We start from the raw sequence: 19,392 nt of genomic DNA on the forward strand, positions 1-19,392 counted from the left end.
CCGACAATTAACTTCGTGGTGGTGACCAAAGGCGCGGAGCGTATTTCGGAGGTCTCAGCGCGCTTTACGCTGGATGCGCTGCCGGGCAAGCAGATGGCGATCGACGCCGATCTCAACGCCGGGTTGATCAACCAGGAGCAGGCGCGCGCCCGCCGGCAGGATGTCAGTAACGAAGCGGACTTCTACGGCGCGATGGACGGCGCCTCGAAATTTGTGCGCGGCGACGCCGTCGCCGGCATCATGATCCTGCTGATCAACGTGCTGGGCGGCATTCTGATTGGCGTATTCCGTCACGGCCTGCCGGCGGGCCAGGCGTTCGAACAGTACGTGCTGCTGACCATCGGTGACGGGCTGGTGGCGCAGATCCCGTCGCTGCTGCTCTCTACCGCAGCGGCGATCATCGTGACGCGCATCAGCGACGGTGCCGATATGGGTGCCGAGGTAAAAGCACAGCTGCTGGCCAAACCCGCCACGCTGTATACCGCGGCGGGCGTGATGTTTGTGCTGGCCGTGGTGCCGGGCATGCCGCACCTGGTGTTCCTGGCCTTTACTGCCCTGCTGCTGTTTGCGGCATGGCGGCAGAGCCGCCGGGTGCAGGCACCGGTGCAGGATGAGGCGGAGATAGCAGCCATCCAGCAGGCACTGGCGCAGCCGGACGCGCAGCCCGCCATCGGCTGGGAAAACATTCCGCTGGTGGAACCGATTGGCCTGAACCTTGGTTATAAGCTGGTCACGCTGGTGGATAAAGGCAAAGGCGCCCCGCTGACCCAGCGCATGCGCGGCGTGCGGCAGGTGGTATCGGAAACCAGCGGCGTGCTGCTGCCGGAGATTGCCCTGCGCGAAGATTTTCACCTCAAACCCGCGCAGTACGCTATCAAGATCAATGGGGTACGTACCGCCGTGGGTGAGGTGCATGCCGATCGTCTGATGGCGATCCCCGGGCCGGATCAGTACGGCGAGATCGACGGCCTGCTGGATACCGATCCCGCCTACGGTATGGCGGTGACCTGGATCCTGCCGGAGCAGAAAGCCAAAGCGCTGAATCTGGGCTATCAGGTGGTGGACTGCGCCAGCGTGATCGCCACCCATGTGAATAAAGTGGTGCGCGAGCATCTGCCTGAACTGTTTAATTATGACGACATCACCTCGCTGCATCAGCGCCTGGCGGGCGTGGCGCCGAAGCTCTCTGACGATCTCAACGCCGCCGTGAATTACAGCCTGCAGCTGCGGGTGTACCGGCTGCTGCTTACCGATCAGGTTTCGCTCAAGGACATCACCACCATTGCCACCACGCTGCTGGAGAGCGTAGCGGTGACCAAAGATCCGATCCTGCTGACCGCCGATGTGCGCTATGCCCTGCGCCGGGCTATGGTGGCGGCGATCGCGCCGGATCACAAGCCGCTCTCCGCCTATACGCTGGATAACGAGCTGGAAAACCTGCTGCTGGCCGCCCTCAACCAGGCACAGCAGAGCGGCAAAGTGGCGCTGGACAGTTTCCCGGTTGATCCGAATATCCTGACCCAGCTGCAGAGCACGCTGCCGGTGATTGTCGAGCAGCTGAAAGCGCAAAACCTGACGCAGGTGCTGCTGGTGACGCCGCAGCTGCGTCCGTTGATTGCCCGCTATGCGCGGCTGTTTGCCAAAGGGCTGAACGTACTGTCCTACAATGAGGTGCCCGATGATGCCAATCTGCAGATTGTCGGCCAGGTGAGCGGCTAAGCGGCGCCACACTGCGGCAACTGTTATAAAAAAACAGCGGTTATCTGTCTCTGATTTCCTTCACTGTGATGTGGTTTACTGGCAGGCAGTGAAAATCAGAGGTGAATAATGGACGCGATTAAACAAATCCTGATCGATGAAATCGACACGCTCAACCGCGAAGAGCGGCGCGACAATTTGCCGCGTTTTAGCTTTAACTTCCTGAAAACCCATCCGGGACTGTGGGCGGTGATGTACCTGTGCTATGGCCTGTGCGTCGCGCTGATTTTTTCCACCGAAATGCTTGGCTGGCCTGCTTTCTGGTTCGCCACGGTGTTCGTGCTGGTCATGAGCGTGCTGATGCTGATGGACATCAACCCGAAATACCGCTTTGAAGACATTGATACGCTGGATTTACGCGTGTGCTACAACGGCGAATGGTACTACGTGCAGCCGGTGTCACAGCAGGCGCTGAATAAAATTCTGGCCAATCCCGGCACGCCGGAACGCGTGCGCAGCGGCATTGATCGCCTGATGAAACAGAAAGGCGAAGTGGACTTCTATGATGTCTACTACCTGACCTGGGGCCATCAGCAGGCTGCCACGGTATAATTCCCGCCCTGCTTTTGCCCCCTTCCCGATGGCAGGCTGGCGCTGAGCGCGCGAACGCTCAGCGCCGCGCGCCTGCCAGCTGCGCAATCAGCTGACCCAGCGTTTCAACTGCCGCTTCGGCACGACTGTCCCACGGCCAGGCCGTATTAAAACGAAAGCAGTGGCTGAACTGATCGCCGCTGGAAAACAGCTGCCCCGGCGCAATGCTGATGCCGGCCTGTAAGGCCAGATGGTACAGCGCGGTGGTGTTGATGTGCTCCGGCAATGCGATCCACAAAAAATAGCCGCCCGGCGTATCGCTGACGTGCGCATCGGCGGGCAGGACGCGGCGCAGCGCCTGCTGTGCCAGCTGTTTGCGCTTTGCTAAGGTTTGCCTCAGCCGTTTCAGATGGGTGTCGTAGCTGCGGGTGGAGAGGAAATCGGCCAGCGCCAGCTGCATGGGCGCGCTGGTTGAGAGCGTGCTCATCAGCTGAATCCGCTGCACCCGCTGCGCATAGCGCCCGGCTGCGACCCAGCCGACGCGAAACCCCGCCACCAGATTCTTGGAAAAGCTGCCGCAGTGCAGCACCCGGCCGTCGCGATCAAAGGCTTTGGCCGGCAGCGGCTTATCCTGGCCGCTGTAGAGATCGCTGTAGACATCGTCCTCAATCATCGCCACGTCATAGCGCGCCAGCAGCGCCACCAGCTGCTGTTTGCGCTCTGCGCTCAGGGTGTATCCCAGCGGGTTTTGCCGGTTGGTCATCAGCCAGCAGGCTTTTACCGGCCAGCGCTGCAGGGCCTGCTCCAGCTCCTGCAGATCGATGCCCTGTTGCACATCGCTGGCGATGGCGATGGCGTTCAGCTTCAGGCGCTCAATCGCCTGCAGCGCGCCGTAGAAAGAGGGATTTTCAATCACCACCCAGTCGCCCGGCTCGGTGACCGCCTGCAGGCTGAGATTCAGCGCTTCCATCGCACCGTTGGTAATGACGATATCGTCCGGCGACAGCGTAATCCCCTGCTGCGCATAGCGCTGGGCGAGGATCTTGCGCAACGCTTCGTTGCCGGGCGGCAGGTTGTTCAGCGCATCGCCCGGCCGCAGGGTGTGCGACACCTTGACCAGCGAGCGCATCAGCTGGCGCTGCGGGAACAGCTCCGGATCGGGAAAGGCGGAACCAAACGGCATGATGGCCGGATCGCGCGTGGCCTGCAGCACGTCAAAAACAAAGCTGTTGGTATCGGCCTGATCGGTTCTGGCGATGGCCTGCACCGGCGGGCGCGCACGGCTGCTGGCGGCGCGCGGCGCGACGTAATAGCCCGACTGCGGCTTCGACACAATCCAGCCCTGACTCTCCAGCACTTCATAGGCGTGCATCACCGTCATCAGGCTCAGGCCGCTCTGCTCCGCCTGCTGGCGCAGCGAGGGCAGCTTTTCACCCGTCGGCCAGATGTGCGCTTCGATCTGTTCACGAAGCTGATCCACCAATTGCTGATATTTCGCCACTGCGCCTCCGATGCGGAAATGTCGCGCGCCAGTTTACATGGATTGGCGCAGGCTGGGTATGGCTGGCGCAACCGGGTTCGGGACAGGTCTTGTACAGCGGCGATTAACGCATCCTCTACCATGCGCGAAGCCAGCATAGTGCACCAGGTCACTCCCCGCGCAGCGGTGATGAGTCTTAACAACGACAGGCGCCTCCCGCGCCATATAAACATGGAAAGTCAACATGACCCAGACAATCAATAAATTGATACGCCAGACCATTACCAATCCGTTTCCCACCATCAGGGGAAATGCCCCCCGCAATGAAGGTGCCACCGTGTACATTACCGCTGACGGTGTGACCTTCACCACCACCGTTGTCGACGGCAAATGGTCATGGCAGACAGAGTCAGCGCTGGACGAGGGCGATCATGTATTCAGCTTTTTCCTCGTTGACCGCGCAGGGAACGTCGGGCCTTCGTCACAGTATCTGCTGACGCTTGATACTCTGCCGCCGGATGCCCCGGTGATTCTGCAAGCCAGCGATGATTTTGGTGCCAGCACCGGTATCCTGCGTCCGGGTGAGACCACTGATGACAAAACGCCCACGCTGAAAGGCAGCGCCGAGCCCAACAGCACGGTGAAAATCTATGCCGGCGACAAGCTGGTGGGTGAAACCACCGCAGACCGCAACGGGCTATGGCAGCTGGAGGTAGAGCTGGAAAATGGCACCCATGAACTGCGCGCCGAAGCGATTGACAGCGTCAATCACGTCAGTGACAAATCCGATCCCTTTATGCTTACTGTCAATGCCCCCGCAGAAGGCATTGATAACCCGCCGGTGCTGAACGACATCTGGGACGATGTGGGACCCGGCATTGGCGCCATCAGTCAGGACGGGCATACCAATGACAATATGCCAACCTTTTCCGGTACCGGCATTGCCGGGGAAACCGTGATCATCTTTGATAATGGCAGCGCTATTGGCGCTGCGGGCGTGGATGCCAGCGGTGACTGGCGCTTCACTCCCGCCACGGGATTACCGGATGGCGACCATGTTATCACCGTGGCGCACCAGGGCAGCAGTGCGCAGTCCCCGGCATGGGCCTTTAACGTCGATACCCAGCGTCCGGATGTGCCGAATCCCGGCATCAACGCGTTACTGCATGACGCCAGCGAAGGCATGTTTATTGAAAATGGCAAAACGCAGTTACTGCTTAACAGCGATGAAGTGGATCTGGCTCCCCTGCACGCGATGCTGAATGCAGCCGACAGCTGCTGGGAGCAGCAGGCAGGTAGCGTGACCGTGGGAGGCCAGCAGTATCAGGTTTACAGCCAGACTGGCTGTGACACTGAATTGCTAATACCCGAAACAGTAAAAAACGAACTGGCGTAAGCCGCCGATAATAAGCGGGACAATTCTGGTCGCAATTCATCTCAACATCCATTGTGAATTGTGCACGCATGGTCATTTTATCACTTAATTACATCAGCTTAGCCGCAGCAGAAATACTGCGGCTTTTTTATTGGTGGTTACTGGCTCAGTTTTTTCCTGCTTCAGGACAGGTCTTGTTCAGGCTCTTTTACCCGTTCTCTTACTATCAACGCCAGCCAGCTGTCCGGCGATAAACCGTTTGACGCTCTTTCCGTTTGAAAACCAGAGGAATACCTTTATGAACAGCGTTATTGATCCGACCACCCATTTCTGGACCACCAGGAAACAGCCAACGCTTTCCGGCTCCAGTCCGCAGGAAAAAGGCAACACCGTAAAGTTTGTCCTGAATGATCAGGAATACACTGTCGCTATTGATGAGAACGGTTATTACGAGTGGACGCCGCCGTTTGAGCTGAACGACGGCGAGTATTCACTTTCAATTTATATCGTTGACCAGGCGCAGAACGTTGGCATCCCGAAACAGGTTATCCTGCATATCGACACCACCGCACCGGACAAGCCGGAAATTCTGCGCGTGATTGATGACCAGGGCGCACAGCAGGGCTGGCTGACGCCGGGGGCACGCACCGATGATACCAGACCAGCCTTCAGCGGCCGCGCGGAAGCCGGTTCAGTAGTGCACCTTTATGATGGCGGAACGCTGATTGGCAGCGCCATCGCCGACAGCACCGGCGGCTGGGAAATTACGCCGGTACAGGAACTGCCGGAGGGCGGGCATACCTTTACCGTCACCAGCACCGACGGCCGCGGCCACGTCAGCACCGCCTCGGACGCTTTTACGCTGACCATCGGCGCCGATGCTCCCCGCGTGGTTCTCATTACTCACGCGGAGGACGATGCGGGAACGTTTCAGGGCACCCTGACCAGCGGCGCGCTGACCGATGACATCACCCCAACCCTGTACGGCACCGCGCCGGCGGGCAGCAGCGTGCGCATACAGTACCGCACCGGCGACGGGCAGTGGGCTGATGGCGGGCTGGCCACGCTGAACGGCACGGACTGGAGCTGGACGCCGGACCCGGCGCTGAGCGAAGGGCACTGGGAGTTCCGTGCCAACGCCGGTGCGGGCTGGACCGATGAATTCAAACTGGATATTGACCTGACGCCGGGCAGCGAACTGGAGATTACACATGCCTGGGATGATTTCGGTGACTATACCGGGAAACTGGATAACGGCGCATTGACTGACGATCACACGCCATCACTGCGCGGTCGCGCTGAAGCCAACAGCCTGGTGTATGTGCATTACCGCAGCCAGTCAGGCAGTTGGGCACTGCTGGGCAGCGCCATCGCCGGTCCTGACGGTACGTGGGCACTAGAGCCGCCACCGCTGCCAGCGGGAATGTTTGAATTCCTGGCAAGCGACAGAGCAGACAGCAGTCTTGTCAGCGGTGAAAGCTTTACACTTAAAATCGGCGCACCGGCTGAGCTGTTTCCGCAGATTCATACCATCTGGGATGATGTCGGTAATATAATTGGTAACGTCAAACCGGGAGATAAAACCAATGATACCCAGCCTGAATTGCGCGGTAAGGCGGAAGCCAATAGCCAGGTAGAAATTCAGTACTCACAGGATGGTCAGACCTGGCTAACCGGTTTTGCCACGACCGATACAAAAGGTAACTGGTCGTTTACGCCGGCACAACCGCTGGAATCTGGCGACTGGCAATTTAAGGCGAAGGCCGGGAGCGGCGCGGATTTTGGCAATGTCTATCCCATTACGGTCGCCGAGTATGTGACTCTCACCAGTTATGATTTCGAAGATCTCGCCCCACAGACATTTACTTCGCAATATATTTATCGAGGCCTGACGTTTGAGCCTCTATTCCAAAATAATGTGGCCTATTCCATTGTGGATCACACTATTTTTGGCAAATCTCTTTTGGTTAAAAATGGCAACATCAGCAACCCGATTGAGATGTTAATAAAATTCAATGATAAGATTAATTATTTCGAGCTGACGGCGATGGACTGGGAGGGGGCAAACTCTTATATCAGCTTCTATGACGCCAGTGACAAAGAAATCGGCCGGGTCTATGCCAGAGACATTCGTAATAACACGCGAGAAGTGCTACGTTTCTTCTCCAAAGACATTCATATAAGCCATGCTAAAATTCATTTGGTTAGCAATCTGGAAGAATTTTTCATTGATAATATTTTAACCAAATCTGACTTTCGTCCTACAGGCGTAATTGAGGAACACGGCTATGAAAATCTGGACACTTTGACTAGTGGCACCTCTTTCAGTAAAGGCACGCAAACCCGTCTGCCGGGGGGGATTTTATTTACAACCCTTGATGGGACAGCGGCAACGATTCACAACGTCGAATCTTATAATGCGCACAATGCACTGTTTCTCAGAAACAATTCCCTCTACGAGCTGAAATTCGGCAAAACCGAGGCGGTTACGTTTGATTATAATAACGTATTTCTTGATGGGGGCCACAATGTCAGGATTTATGATACCGAGGGTAATATTCTGGATATAATACGGCTTAGTTCAGCTGATATTAACTGTAAAAAATTCAGCTATACCGCTCCGGCTGGAAAATTCATTGATTATATCGAAATAGAGGTTCTGGACGAATTGGCACCAGAAAACCCAACGTATAATGATGCTGGTTTCACGATCGATAATATCGCCTGGGGCGTAAATATTCATTCTGGCCTGGAATCCTTTGACAGTTACGACGCAGGTAAAAAATTTGACCTCAACCGGGTCACCGACCTGAGCGGCGGGCTGAAAATTTCGGCGGTGAAACTCGCGGATTCAAATGCCGATCAGACGCGCATCTATAACGGGAATGGAAAAAAAAGATCGTTAATACTGGGTGACAACACCATCTATAAATTTGATTTTGGTGCGACGGAGAAAGTGGAGTTCCGGCTTTCCGCCGTGCACACGGCGGATGCGCATCAGTTCATTGCCTATTCGCCGGAAGGGGAGATTTTATATCGGGGCAATATCGCCACGGTGGGCAGTATTGCCAATGACATTGTGCCGGATCTCTATCAGTTTATTGCGCCCGCAGGTAAAAAAATTGGCTATATCGAGCTGGTGCTGGGACAGGAGACGACAGCAACCGACAGCGATATTGGTTTCTATATAGATGACATCAAATGGGGTGAGTATGTGCATCCGGTGGAGAATGCCGCCGGCAATGCCTATATCTTTGATGGCTATACCGAGCACAGTGCAACAGAGGAATCTGCCGCGCTGATTGTGAAAGAGGTGGCAGATCTCGATCAATCGCCGGTTGCAGGCCGTGAGGACATGGTCGACACGCTTTATATTGAAGGCGCAAACCAACTGCTGGATCTGAGCCTGACTGGCGATAAGGTGAAGTCGGTGGAAATCTTCGATATCACCGGCAGCGGCGATAACACACTGCGCATCGATGCGGAAAGCCTGCTGGCGCACGGTGCGAAAGACGTGTTCATCGAAGACGGCAAAACCCAGCTGATGGTCAACGGCAACGAGGGTGACGTGGTGCAGCTGGCGGATATCCTGCCAGAGGGTGAAGCACTCTCCGGCTGGACGCAGGAAGCGGGCACCGTGACGGTGGCGGGTGTGGCCTATAACGTCTACAGCAACGGCGAGGCCGAACTGCTGGTGCAGGAGGGCGTGAAAACTGAACTGGTATAAAAAGCCGTTTGCACTGACTGCACGTGGAAAACAGCGCTTTTACCTCGTAATAGCGGCCCGCCTGCAGCCTGCGTTTTTTGCCAGTGAAAGATTCCTTTTTAAAGAAAAACTGATTTAACTTCAGGCCGCAGCCGCTATGCTGCGGCTTTTTTATTGTGTGGAGCTATGATTTTGTGGTGCCGACCCGGCGTTAGCGACGCACTGCTGTGACAAGCCAAAACCCGCCGGATAGCGCCGCGCCACAAGGATGATCTGCGGGTTTACGCGGCTGCGCGGCTCTCCCTGCCCTTTCCCCTTTCCGCATTCATCCACACCCGGCGTGACGCGAGGCTGCACCGCGCCTGTGCTGCGCACGTTTCCGCGCTATTCCACCGTGCTGGCCAGCGCGGCGGCATGATTTTTCACAAAGTTTGGCAGGGCGCTGATTTTCTCCGGCGGCAGCGGTTTGCCCAGCAGGTAGCCCTGCAGCGTATCGCAGCCCAGGCTGGTCAGAAATGCCTGCTGATCCTGGGTTTCCACCCCTTCGGCCACCACCTTGAGATTCAGCGACTGCGCCAGCGCCACGATGGCAGACACAATGGTGGCATCCTCCGAGTGGGCCTGCAGCTCGTTGACAAAGGCGCGGTCAATTTTCAGCTCGCTGGCCGGCAGACGCTTGAGATACAGCAGGCTGGAGTAGCCGGTGCCGAAGTCGTCAATCGAGGCGCGGACGCCCATGTTGGTCAGCTCGGTCAGAATACGCACGCTCTCTTCCGGATCGCGCATTGCGGTGGTTTCCGTGACTTCCAGCGTCAGCAGTTCCGCCGGAATATGATGCTGTGCCAGCGCCCGGGTGACGGTTTCCACCAGGTTGCTTTGCTCAAACTGCAGCGGCGAGAGGTTCACCGCCACCGACCAGTGCGGATGCCCCTGCTGATGCCAGCTGTGCAGCTGACGGCAGGCTTCGTTGATCACCCAGGTACCGATGTTGACGATCATGCCGGTCTTCTCGGCAATCGGCAGAAAGGTGTCCGGCGAAAGCAGGCCGCGCGTCGGATGCTGCCAGCGCAGCAGCGCTTCAAAGCCAATGATGGGCCCGCTCGGCGCGCAATATTTTGGCTGATAAAACAGCTGCAGTTCGTTATTGTCCAGCGCCTGCCAGAGGTCGTTATTCAGCTGCAGCTGCGACTGCGCCAGCGTGTTCATGGAGGGCTGGAAGAAGTTATAGCCGTTGCGGCCGTTGTTTTTGGTGTGATACATGGCGGCGTCAGCGTTGAACATCAGTTCGCGTTCGTCTTTGCCATCGCCGGGATAGACCGCGATGCCGATACTCAGTGAGACCACCAACTCGTAACGCGAGACGCTGAACGGACGATCCACCGCTTTCACCAGCGCATCCGCCACCGCAGCGGCATCGTTGGGCTCGTCTATCTCAATCAGCAGCACGAACTCATCGCCACCCAGCCGCGCCAGCGTGTAGTGCCCTTTCATCTGGTGAGTCATGCGCTCGGTCACCGCCACCAGCAGGTTATCGCCCACATGGTGGCCAAAGGCGTCGTTTACCGCCTTGAAACCGTCAAGATCCATAAACATCAGCGCAAACTGTGAGTGTTCCCGGTCGGCTTTGTTCAGCGCCTGCTCCAGGCGATCTTCCAGCAGAATGCGGTTTGGCAGGCGGGTTAAGTTATCGTGCAGCGCCAGCTGCGCCAGTTCGCGGTTGGCCTCCGCCAGCGAGCGGGCGAGGATCGAGGTGCGCGCCTGCATGCGCGCATCCAGCATGGAGACCAGCAAAGTGATACCGAGGATGGCCAGCGTCACCACGGTGACCAGAATCGCCAGCCAGTCGCTGTTGACGCCATGGTGCGTGCTGTGGCTGTGCATCGGGAAGCTGGCTGCCGCCATGCCGGTGTAGTGCATACCAGCGATCGCACAGCCCATGACCACGGACGCGCCCAGCCGCAGCAGCGCCACGCGCCCCTGCCCTTCGCGCAGGTTGAACGCCAGCCACAGTGCGGCCCCGGAAGCCACCAGCGCGATCAGCACCGACACCCCCACCCAGCCCCAGTTCCAGACAATGCCCGGCACAAACATCAGCGCCGCCATGCCGGTGTAGTGCATCGCCACCACGCCGGAGCCAAGCACCAGCGCGCCGCACACCAGCCGTCGCCACGGCAGCGCTACCGCCGAGCACACCAGCCACAGGGCAAAAATCGACGCGAAAATCGCCACCACCATCGAGGTGGCGGTCAGCAGCGGGTCGTAGCTCATCATCATGTCGAGGTTTATCGACAGCATGCCGATAAAGTGCATGGCCCAGATTCCGACGCCCATGGCGAAGCCGCCGCCAAACAGCCAGGCCAGCGCTACGCGCCCGCTGGAAGAGGCGACCCGTCCCGCCATGTCCAGCGCGGTATAGGAAGCCAGCATCGCCACCAGAACAGAAACGACGACGATAAACGCATCATATGAAGTCACTAACATAGTGATTGCCCATAGCAAAAGCTGGGTTAACACAGCTTGGGTAAAAAATGGAAACGGTTATTCACTGAAATTATCGGCAGCAATGCCGCCGGGATGAGCCGCTGCTCGATGAAAGTCTCCGACGCGAGATAGCGCGCGGCTCAGGCACCGGTCAGCGGCAGCGCGCTGTCGCTAAACACGCCGGGCCGCACTGGCGCTGCGGTAAACTCACCAATGCGATCGGCAGGCGTCGGTTTGCCCAGCAGGTAACCCTGCAGGGTATCAAAGCCGAGACGGGTCAGCAGGCGCTGCTGCTCTTCGGTTTCCACCCCTTCTGCCACCATGCGCAGGTTCAGGCTCTGCGCCAGCGTCAGCATGGCGCTCACCACCGTGGCGTCTTCGCTGTCCGCGCGCAGGCTGTTAATGAATACGCGATCGATCTTCAGCTCGCTGGCTTCCAGATGCTTAAGGTGCAGCAGGTTGGCATAGCCAATGCCGAATTTATCAATCGCTACGCGCACGCCCAGCCGGTGCAGCTCTGCGATGCGCTGCTGGCTGAATTGCGGATCGCGCATGGCGATGTTTTCGGTGATCTCCAGCATCAGCGCGCCTTCCGGCAGCTGATACTGCTGCAGCGCGTCACGCAGGCTGTCAGGCAGATCGCGCTGATGAAACTGCAGGGCGGAGAGATTCACAGAGACACTCCAGTCGCCATGCCCTGCATCGTGCCACTGCCGCAGCTGGCGGCAGGCTTCGTGGATCACCCAGTTGCCCAGCGCCACAATCTGTCCGGTTTTTTCAGCGCGCGGCAGAAACATATCCGGCATCAGCAGGCCGCGGCGCGGATGCTGCCAGCGCAGCAGCGCTTCAAAGCCCATCAGCAGGGTGCCGCCAGCGCGAAACTTGGGCTGGTAGTAGAGACGCATCTCATGATGTTCCAGCGCGTTCCACAGATCGTTTGCCAGCGCCAGCTGATGCTGCGCCACGGCGCTCATCACCGGTTCGAACAGGCTCCAGCCGTTACGGCCGCTGTGTTTGGTGTGATACATGGCGGAATCCGCATTAAACATCATCTCCTGCTGGCCGCGGCCGTGATACGGAAAGATGACAATGCCAATGCTGAGCGACACGCGCAGCGAGTAGCGATCCAGCTCAAACGGGGTGTTGATGCTGTCCACCAGACGCTGCGCCAGCGCTTCGGCCTGCAGCACACCGTATTGCGGGCACAGCATCACAAACTCATCACCGCCGAGTCGCGCCAGCAGAATCGTCGGCGCCAGCGGGCTGCGCAGCCGCCCGGCTACGGCGATCAACAGCCGATCGCCAACGTGATGGCCCCAGCTGTCGTTAACCGCTTTAAAGCCGTCGAGGTCCATAAACATCAGCGCGAAGTTTTCATTGTGCAGCGTGGCATGTTTGATCTGCGCCTGCAGCTGCTGCTCCAGCAGCACGCGATTGGGCAGTGCGGTGAGGTTGTCATGCAGCGCCAGCTGGCGCAGTTCACTGTTGGCATGTTTCAGTCGGGCGGCGAGCCGGGCGGCGCGCAGCTGGGCATCCAGCATCGAGATAAGCAGCGTCAGGCCGAGAATGCTCAGCGTAATGATGGTCACCCACACTGCCAGGCCATCTTCACTGATGCCCCGGTGCTGTGCCATACCGCCGGGCATGCCATATTGCGCGGCCGCCATGCCGGTATAGTGCATTCCGGCGATGGCCATGCCCATGACCAGCGCCGCACAGAGACGCAGCAGCAGCAGACTTTCGCCCTGCCGCAGATGAAAAGCCAGCCACAGCGCGACCCCGGAAGCAGCACAGGCAATCAGCACCGAGATCGCCACCAGCAACATATTCCAGCGGATGGCGGGCTCAATCAGCAGCGCGTTCATACCCAGATAGTGCATGGCCACGATGCCGCTGCCGAGAATCAGCGTGCCGCTGCTCAGCCGCCGCCGCGTGAGCTGGCTGCCCTGCACCACCTGCGCAAACGCAAAGATGCTGGCGACAATCGCCACCAGCAGTGAAATAACCGTCAGCCGGGTATCGTAACGCATGGTCATCGGCATCATCATCGCCAGCATGCCGATAAAGTGCATCGCCCAGATCCCGATGCCCATTGCCATGCCGCCCGCTGTCAGCCACAGTTTTGCCAGCATGCCACGGGAAACGGCGACCCGCCCGGCGGTGTCCAGCGCGGTAAAGGCCGCAATAAACGCCACGATCAGCGAGACGGCAATCAGCCCGCTATCCCAGGTAACCAGCAACATGTGTGTTCCTCAGCTCAACCCGCTGCGGCGCGGGGGCGGTGTCGTCAAAATGAAACAGGCAAACATCCGTTAACGGCGGCGCGGGCCGCTGGCCGCACGACAGAATCAGGACCAGACAAATCTGGTCCCTGCGCACGATTTCTGGTCTTTATCCGCTGTCGGTCGCCGCCGGAAAATTAATGATATCTGATTAATGCATGAACATATCACTGAACCGGTAATCGCGACAGAGGCTTTCCCTTTCTGCTATTTGTTTTTTTTAACCGGCCTGCAGCCCTTGTCATGACTGCATTATCGGCAAAAACGGGGAATTGATTAGGTGAAAATCTGTCGCGCCCGCGACAAGCGGCAAAAGGGTGTTCTATAGTAAAGAAAACTGATATAAATCATTTAACCGACCTCTCAGAATTTTCTTAGAAGATCGGACTTTGCCTCTGTTTGCCGATCGCGGCGTCTTATTACTTCCGGGTTCGTTTCATAAATGGACCACCAGGTGAAAAAGCACTTGTCCCTGATAATCAGTAAGGAATGATTATGAAACGCAAGCTTTTTCTTTTGGCTACCAGCCTGAGCGCCGCGCTCACCCCGGTTGCTGCTTTTGCCGCCACCACAACGGGAACCATCAATGCCACCTTAAACCTCACCACCGGCTGTCTGGTGAACGGTCAGTCCGCCACCAGCGGGGTCAACTTCGGTACCCTGAACTTTGGTAGCAGCGCCGCCACCTTTGACACTTTAAATGCCACGCTGGTGGGCGCGTCCGGTAACGGGATCTTTGTGCGCTGTACCACCGGCCAGACCTTTAACGTGCAGGTCACCAGCAGCAGCCCGGCACCGGCCACCATTTACGGTACGGTCAGCGGCCAGCCGCGCTATCTGATCCTCGGATCAAATAATACGCAGGGCATTGCTTATACGCTGTACAGCGATGCGGCGTTCACCACCGCGATTGCCAATAACACCAATATCGCCCCCAGCGGCACCACGGACCCGACGCTGGGCACCAACTACGCCATTTACGGTCGGGTGGTCGGCGGCGGCTTTAACCCGCTGATCCCGGCGGGCACCTACACCGATACCATCAGCGTGGCGGTGAATTACTGACACCGGCGTTGCGTTAATCAGGATGGCCGCCGTGCAGCGCGGAATGCACACAGCCTGCGGCCTTGCCCTGCTGATAGGGAGCGTCTCTGCCTGGGGTTTGCCCACGGCAACCTTTCAGGTCTCTGCATCAGTGGTGGCAGGCTGCGTTGTCTCCGGGACCAACACCGGGGTCTTTGGCACGCTGAATTTCGGCACGCAGTCCGGCGTGGCGAGCAGCAGCGCGAGCGCCGCGCTGGCGCAAAGCACTACCCTCACCCTGGCCTGCACGCCGGGCACCGCGCTGAGCATGAGCATCAACGGCGGCAGCAATTACACCAGCACGCGCAACCTCAAACACACCAGCAATACCAACACCGTGGCTTACAGCCTGTACACCAACGCGGCGCACACAGTGCCGATTCCGGTTAATACCCCGGTGGCGCTGAGCTACAGCAATGCGAACAACATAGTTTTGCCGATTTACGGCCTGTTAACCCTGCCCGGCCCGACGCGCGCCGGGACCTACACCGATACGCTGACCGTCACGCTGAGCTGGTGACCGCAGCACACAAAAAGGATGAATGATGATGAGCCTGCGCGCCCTGTTTACGGTGTTTTGTCTGGTACTGACGCCCGCGGTATTCGCCGCTAACTCGCTGATGATCTGGCCGATCGATCCGGCAATCAATCCGGACGACAAAGCCAGCGAACTGTGGCTGGAGAATCGCGGTAATGCCTCCACCATCATGCAGGTGCGCATCTTTGACTGGCAGCAGGTCAGCGGGAAAGATCAGTATCAGACACAGCAGCAGGTGGTGGCCAGCCCACCCATGGTGCGCCTGGAGCCGGGACAGAAACAGCTGGTGCGCCTGATCAAACAGACGCCGCCGGCGGCGGGACAGGAAAAAGCGTACCGCGTGGTGCTGGACGAGATCCCGACGCCCCGCACGCCGGGTGAAAACCAGGCCGGGCTCAACTTTCAGATGCGCTACTCCGTGCCGCTGTTTGTCTACGGCGACGGCCTGACCCGCGACAGCGCCCGCGCCGATCTGCGCTGGCACACGGTCAGCAGCGGCGGCAAACGCTGGCTGGAGCTGACCAACCGCGGCAACGGCCATGCGCGCCTGAGTAATGTCACCCTTGGCGGACGCGCGCTCGGCAACGGCCTGTTCGGCTACGTGCTGGCCAACAGCAGCAATCGCTGGCCGCTGACCAGCAACCTGCAGGGCGAGCTGGCGGCCGAAGTGAATAAACGTCCCTGGCGCAGCGCTGCCGCGCGCTGATGAAGCGTAAGCCGCACCGGTGCGCGCTGGCGGTCACCAGCGCGCTGTCGCTGATCGCCCTCAACAGCAGCGCGGAAACCTTCTCCGAGCTGCCGCCCCCGCCTGCGCTGCAGCGCAGCGCCAGTGGTCAGCAATATATGCTGGAACTGATAGTGAACCAGCGTGCAAACGGCAACATCGTGCCGGCTGAACGCCGCAACGGTGAATTCTGGCTGCGCAGCGGCGATTTACAGCGCGCCGGTCTTCCGGCGGAGAAGCTGCAGGGGCAGCAGATTGATGTTAACCAGCTGCCCGGCGTGCGGGTGGAATACGATGAACCACGCCAGCGGCTGTTGCTGACGGTGCCGCCGGCGTGGCTGCCGGTGCAAACCCTGGGTGAGGCGCAGCAGGGCCCGCGCTATCCGGGGCGCGCCAGCAATGGCGCACTGCTCAACTACGATTTTTACGCCACGCGAACAGATAACGCCGGTTCGCGCCTCTCCAGCTGGAATGAGCTGCGCCTGTTTGGCCCGGACGGGCAGTTCTCGACCAATGGCGTTTACACCCAGCCGCTGGCGGGCGGCGTGCGCGGCCAGCAGCAGGGATATATCCGCTACGATACCTGGTTCAGTAATGAAAATGAGCATGCCGCCCTGAGCTGGCGCGTCGGCGACGTGATTACCGACGCGCTGAGCTGGAGCAACAGCGTACGCCTCGGCGGGCTGCAGATTGCGCGTGATTTTAGCGTACGGCCCGATCTGGTGACCTATCCCCTGCCCGCTTTTAACGGCCAGGCGGCAGTGCCGTCCGCCGTCGATCTGTTTATCAATGGCTACCGCAGCGCCCGTGCCGACGTGCAGCCTGGCCCGTGGTCGCTGACCAATGTGCCCTTTGTTAACGGTGCCGGGGACGCAGTAATCACCACGACCGATGCGGTGGGACGGCAGGTGACCACCACGCTGCCGTTTTATGTCTCCAGCAGCCTGCTGAAACCCGGCCTGTCGGATTACGCCTTTTCGGCGGGTGCGGTACGCGAAAATTACGGCGTGAAAAATGCCGATTATGGCGCGGCCGCGGCGAGTGGCTCCTACCGCTATGGCGTGAACGACTGGCTGACGCTGGAATCCCATGCGGAAGGCAGCCGCGCCGTCGCCATGGGCGGTGCCGGTGGGCTGCTGAAGGCAGGCAGTCTGGGCGTGATTAACGGTGCGCTGGCGCGCAGCCAGATGGACGGTCATGCAGGGATGCAATACAGCTGGGGCTATCAGTACAACACCAGCTGGTTCAGCCTGGGCACGCAGCACACGCTGCGCAGCGCTGATTTTGGCAATCTCGCGCTGGCAGACAGCCGGGGTGACAGCGCGAACACCGGTTATTCACTGGCGCGCCGCAGCGCCCAGTATACCGCCAGCGTCTCGCTGAGTGAGTATGGCAGCGTCGGACTGGCGTATCTGGATATCGCCGGGGGGCCTGGCAATCACACCCGGCTGTGGAATGTGTCGTGGAGTAAAAATCTGTGGGGCAACAGCAGCCTGTACCTCTCCGCCAGTCGCGACCAGCAGCAGGGTGAATGGAGCGGCGCGCTTGCGCTGGTGATCCCATTTGGCGAGCAAAGCAGCGCGTCGGTCAGCGTGGAGCGCGACCAGCAGGGACGCGACAGTCAGCGGGTTTATCTGTCGCGTGCCATGCCCACTGACGGTGGCCTCGCCTATGACGCCTCATGGGCGCATCAGGGCGGCGACAGCGGCGACTATCGTCAGGGCAGCCTGCGCTATCGCAACAGCCGCATTGACACCTCCGCCGGCTTTTACGGCGACCGCGACAACAGCACGCAGTGGGCCGACTTCAGCGGCGCGCTGGTGCTGATGGATAACCGGCTGTTTGTCGCCAACGACATCACCGACGCGTTTGTGGTGGTAAAAACCCGCTACCCGGATGTCACGGTGCGCTATGAAAACCAGACCATGGGCCGCACCGATCGGGCGGGATATCTGCTGGTGCCCTCCATCAGCAGCTACTATGGCGCGAAATACACCATTGATACGCTCGATCTGCCCGCTGACATGACCGCGCCGCAGGTGGAGCAGCGTTTTGCCGTGAAGCGCAAAAGCGGCTATCTGCTCGATTTTCCGGTTGAGCGACTGCGCGCCGCCAGCGTGGTGCTGCACGACAGCAACGATCGGCCGCTGCCGCTCTCCAGCCAGGTGCTGCGCGACGGCCAGGCCACGGAGTATGTCGGCTGGGACGGCATTGTCTGGATGGAGAACCTGCGCGCCAGCAACCCGCTGCGCGTCGTGACGCCGGATGGCCGCCGCTGCACCACTACGCTGCGCATTGCCGACGGCCAGCCCAAAGCACTGCACACCTACGGCCCGCTGACCTGTGCGCTGCCGCCAGCGCCGGCAGGTGCGGCCACCTCTTCTCAGTCAGGGATCACACCATGAGACAACTGCTGTTGTTACTGCTGTTTCTGCTGCCTGGCAGCAGCTATGCGCTCTGTTCGCTCGCCGCACCGGCGGTGAGCTTCGGGACGCAGACCACCTTCTACATTCAGTCGACCGCGGTGCCGACCTCCGGCAACACGAACGTTAACTGCGGCTCCGGCACCCTGAGCCTGCTGGGCAGCGATTTCGTGACCTACGCCTTCACCACTGCCAGCAACCTGAGCGGTACCCGCGCCACCCTGAAAGCGACAGCGGGCGGTACCGATAACGTGCCGATTCAGCTGTGCATCGACAGCAGCTGCGCCACTGAGCTGCGCCAGGGCAGTGCGCATACCTACAACTCGGCCGCGCTGCTGGGACTGGGCACCACGCAGAACTTCACTATTCCGCTCTATTACCGCACCGTGCCGGGACAGGTGATCGCCGCCGGCAGCTACACCACGACGCTGACGCTGACGGTGAGCTATAACGTCTGCGCCGGGGCAAACGTGGCCGGAGCATGTATTGGCACCGTACAGAGCAGCAGCGGCACGGCGCTGCCGATCACCGTTAACATGGTTGTCACTAATGACTGCACCACCATCACGGCGCCTAACGTCAGCTTCGGCAGCGCACCGCTGGTGGGCAGTTTCGCTACCGTACAGCAGACGATTAATGTGGTGTGCTCGAAAGGCAGCAGTTATACCGTCGGGCTGAGCAACGGCAGCTACTACAGCGGCACGACGCGCCAGATGGCGAGCGGCACGAACCGGCTGGCGTACGATATCTATAAGGGCACCACCACCACCGCGCGCTGGGGCCCCACCGGCACCGATCGCTGGAGCAGTAGCGCGTCTACCTCGCTCAACACTGATACCGTGACGCGTAACTTCACCTATACCGCGCAGATTCTTACCACGCAGGCCACGCCGGCGGCGGGCAGTTACAGCGACAGCGTGGTGGTGGATGTGGCGTTTTAGCCGGGGACAGGCGTGGCAGTTATGCAGGCGGGCGGCCTGGGGTTGCAGGGCGCGCCGTCACGCGCACCGC

The 19,392-nt window shown here is 59.4% G+C and carries 11 protein-coding genes and 1 pseudogene; 9 read left to right on the top strand and 3 right to left on the bottom strand.

The window, feature by feature from the left end; genetic code table 11:
- Positions 1-6: 6 nt before the first annotated feature.
- Both D8B20_RS14520 and D8B20_RS14525 read left to right on the top strand, forming a co-directional pair.
- Positions 7-1,719 (top strand): annotated as a pseudogene (locus D8B20_RS14520) (flagellar biosynthesis protein FlhA); the annotation flags it as partial.
- A 108-nt stretch (positions 1,720-1,827) separates the two neighbouring features.
- Positions 1,828-2,310, top strand: a complete 483-nt coding sequence (locus tag D8B20_RS14525; RefSeq protein ID WP_145889521.1) for a YlaC family protein — start codon at positions 1,828-1,830, stop codon at positions 2,308-2,310.
- A 58-nt stretch (positions 2,311-2,368) separates the two neighbouring features.
- Here D8B20_RS14525 and D8B20_RS14530 read toward each other — a convergent pair whose 3' ends face one another.
- Positions 2,369-3,790 carry an aminotransferase-like domain-containing protein gene (locus D8B20_RS14530; protein WP_145889522.1) on the bottom strand — a complete coding sequence of 474 codons (1,422 nt, stop codon included), beginning with the start codon at positions 3,788-3,790 and terminating at the stop codon, positions 2,369-2,371.
- A 223-nt stretch (positions 3,791-4,013) separates the two neighbouring features.
- On the opposite strand from D8B20_RS14530, the gene D8B20_RS14535 reads away from it, so the two are divergent.
- Entirely contained in the window at positions 4,014-5,165 is a 1,152-nt protein-coding gene (locus D8B20_RS14535) for an Ig-like domain-containing protein (RefSeq protein ID WP_145889523.1), read from the top strand.
- Positions 5,166-5,298: 133 nt separating this feature from the next.
- Positions 5,299-8,871 (top strand): Ig-like domain-containing protein, encoded by a 3,573-nt coding sequence (locus D8B20_RS14540; protein ID WP_261388101.1) that lies wholly within the window; start codon positions 5,299-5,301, stop codon positions 8,869-8,871.
- A gap of 363 nt (positions 8,872-9,234) precedes the next feature.
- On the opposite strand, the gene D8B20_RS14545 is transcribed toward D8B20_RS14540, so the two are convergent.
- Complete coding sequence (locus D8B20_RS14545) at positions 9,235-11,331, bottom strand: putative bifunctional diguanylate cyclase/phosphodiesterase (RefSeq protein ID WP_145889525.1); 2,097 nt, start codon at positions 11,329-11,331, stop codon at positions 9,235-9,237.
- A gap of 140 nt (positions 11,332-11,471) precedes the next feature.
- Positions 11,472-13,574 carry a putative bifunctional diguanylate cyclase/phosphodiesterase gene (locus D8B20_RS14550; protein WP_145889526.1) on the bottom strand — a complete coding sequence of 701 codons (2,103 nt, stop codon included), beginning with the start codon at positions 13,572-13,574 and terminating at the stop codon, positions 11,472-11,474.
- 534 nt (positions 13,575-14,108) lie between these two features.
- Between D8B20_RS14550 and D8B20_RS14555 the strand changes: the two genes are divergently transcribed.
- Genes D8B20_RS14555 through D8B20_RS14575 form a run of 5 tightly spaced genes read left to right on the top strand, consistent with a single transcriptional unit; the run spans position 14,109 to position 19,322 of the window.
- On the top strand, positions 14,109-14,678 hold the full coding sequence (locus D8B20_RS14555) for a spore coat protein U domain-containing protein (RefSeq protein ID WP_145889527.1): 570 nt from the start codon (positions 14,109-14,111) through the stop codon (positions 14,676-14,678).
- Between the two features lie 22 nt (positions 14,679-14,700).
- Positions 14,701-15,216 carry a Csu type fimbrial protein gene (locus D8B20_RS14560; RefSeq protein ID WP_145889528.1) on the top strand — a complete coding sequence of 172 codons (516 nt, stop codon included), beginning with the start codon at positions 14,701-14,703 and terminating at the stop codon, positions 15,214-15,216.
- 25 nt (positions 15,217-15,241) lie between these two features.
- On the top strand, positions 15,242-15,940 hold the full coding sequence (locus D8B20_RS14565) for a fimbrial biogenesis chaperone (protein ID WP_186454439.1): 699 nt from the start codon (positions 15,242-15,244) through the stop codon (positions 15,938-15,940).
- Complete coding sequence (locus D8B20_RS14570; RefSeq protein ID WP_145889529.1) at positions 15,940-18,363, top strand: fimbria/pilus outer membrane usher protein; 2,424 nt, start codon at positions 15,940-15,942, stop codon at positions 18,361-18,363. Before D8B20_RS14565 ends, D8B20_RS14570 begins: the two co-directional genes overlap by 1 nt.
- Positions 18,360-19,322, top strand: coding sequence for a Csu type fimbrial protein (locus D8B20_RS14575; protein WP_145889530.1), 963 nt, complete (start codon positions 18,360-18,362; stop codon positions 19,320-19,322). Before D8B20_RS14570 ends, D8B20_RS14575 begins: the two co-directional genes overlap by 4 nt.
- Positions 19,323-19,392: the final 70 nt, after the last annotated feature.

Origin of the sequence: Candidatus Pantoea soli (assembly GCF_007833795.1) — a bacterium.
Lineage (GTDB): Bacteria > Pseudomonadota > Gammaproteobacteria > Enterobacterales > Enterobacteriaceae > Pantoea > Pantoea soli.

Coding starts and splice junctions, on each gene's coding strand:
- D8B20_RS14525 (WP_145889521.1), top strand. CDS start 1,828: ATGGACGCGATTAAACAAATCCTGATCGATGAAATCGACACGCTCAAC.
- D8B20_RS14535 (WP_145889523.1), top strand. CDS start 4,014: ATGACCCAGACAATCAATAAATTGATACGCCAGACCATTACCAATCCG.
- D8B20_RS14545 (WP_145889525.1), bottom strand. CDS start 11,331: ATGTTAGTGACTTCATATGATGCGTTTATCGTCGTCGTTTCTGTTCTG.
- D8B20_RS14550 (WP_145889526.1), bottom strand. CDS start 13,574: ATGTTGCTGGTTACCTGGGATAGCGGGCTGATTGCCGTCTCGCTGATC.
- D8B20_RS14555 (WP_145889527.1), top strand. CDS start 14,109: ATGAAACGCAAGCTTTTTCTTTTGGCTACCAGCCTGAGCGCCGCGCTC.
- D8B20_RS14560 (WP_145889528.1), top strand. CDS start 14,701: ATGGCCGCCGTGCAGCGCGGAATGCACACAGCCTGCGGCCTTGCCCTG.
- D8B20_RS14565 (WP_186454439.1), top strand. CDS start 15,242: ATGATGAGCCTGCGCGCCCTGTTTACGGTGTTTTGTCTGGTACTGACG.
- D8B20_RS14570 (WP_145889529.1), top strand. CDS start 15,940: ATGAAGCGTAAGCCGCACCGGTGCGCGCTGGCGGTCACCAGCGCGCTG.
- D8B20_RS14575 (WP_145889530.1), top strand. CDS start 18,360: ATGAGACAACTGCTGTTGTTACTGCTGTTTCTGCTGCCTGGCAGCAGC.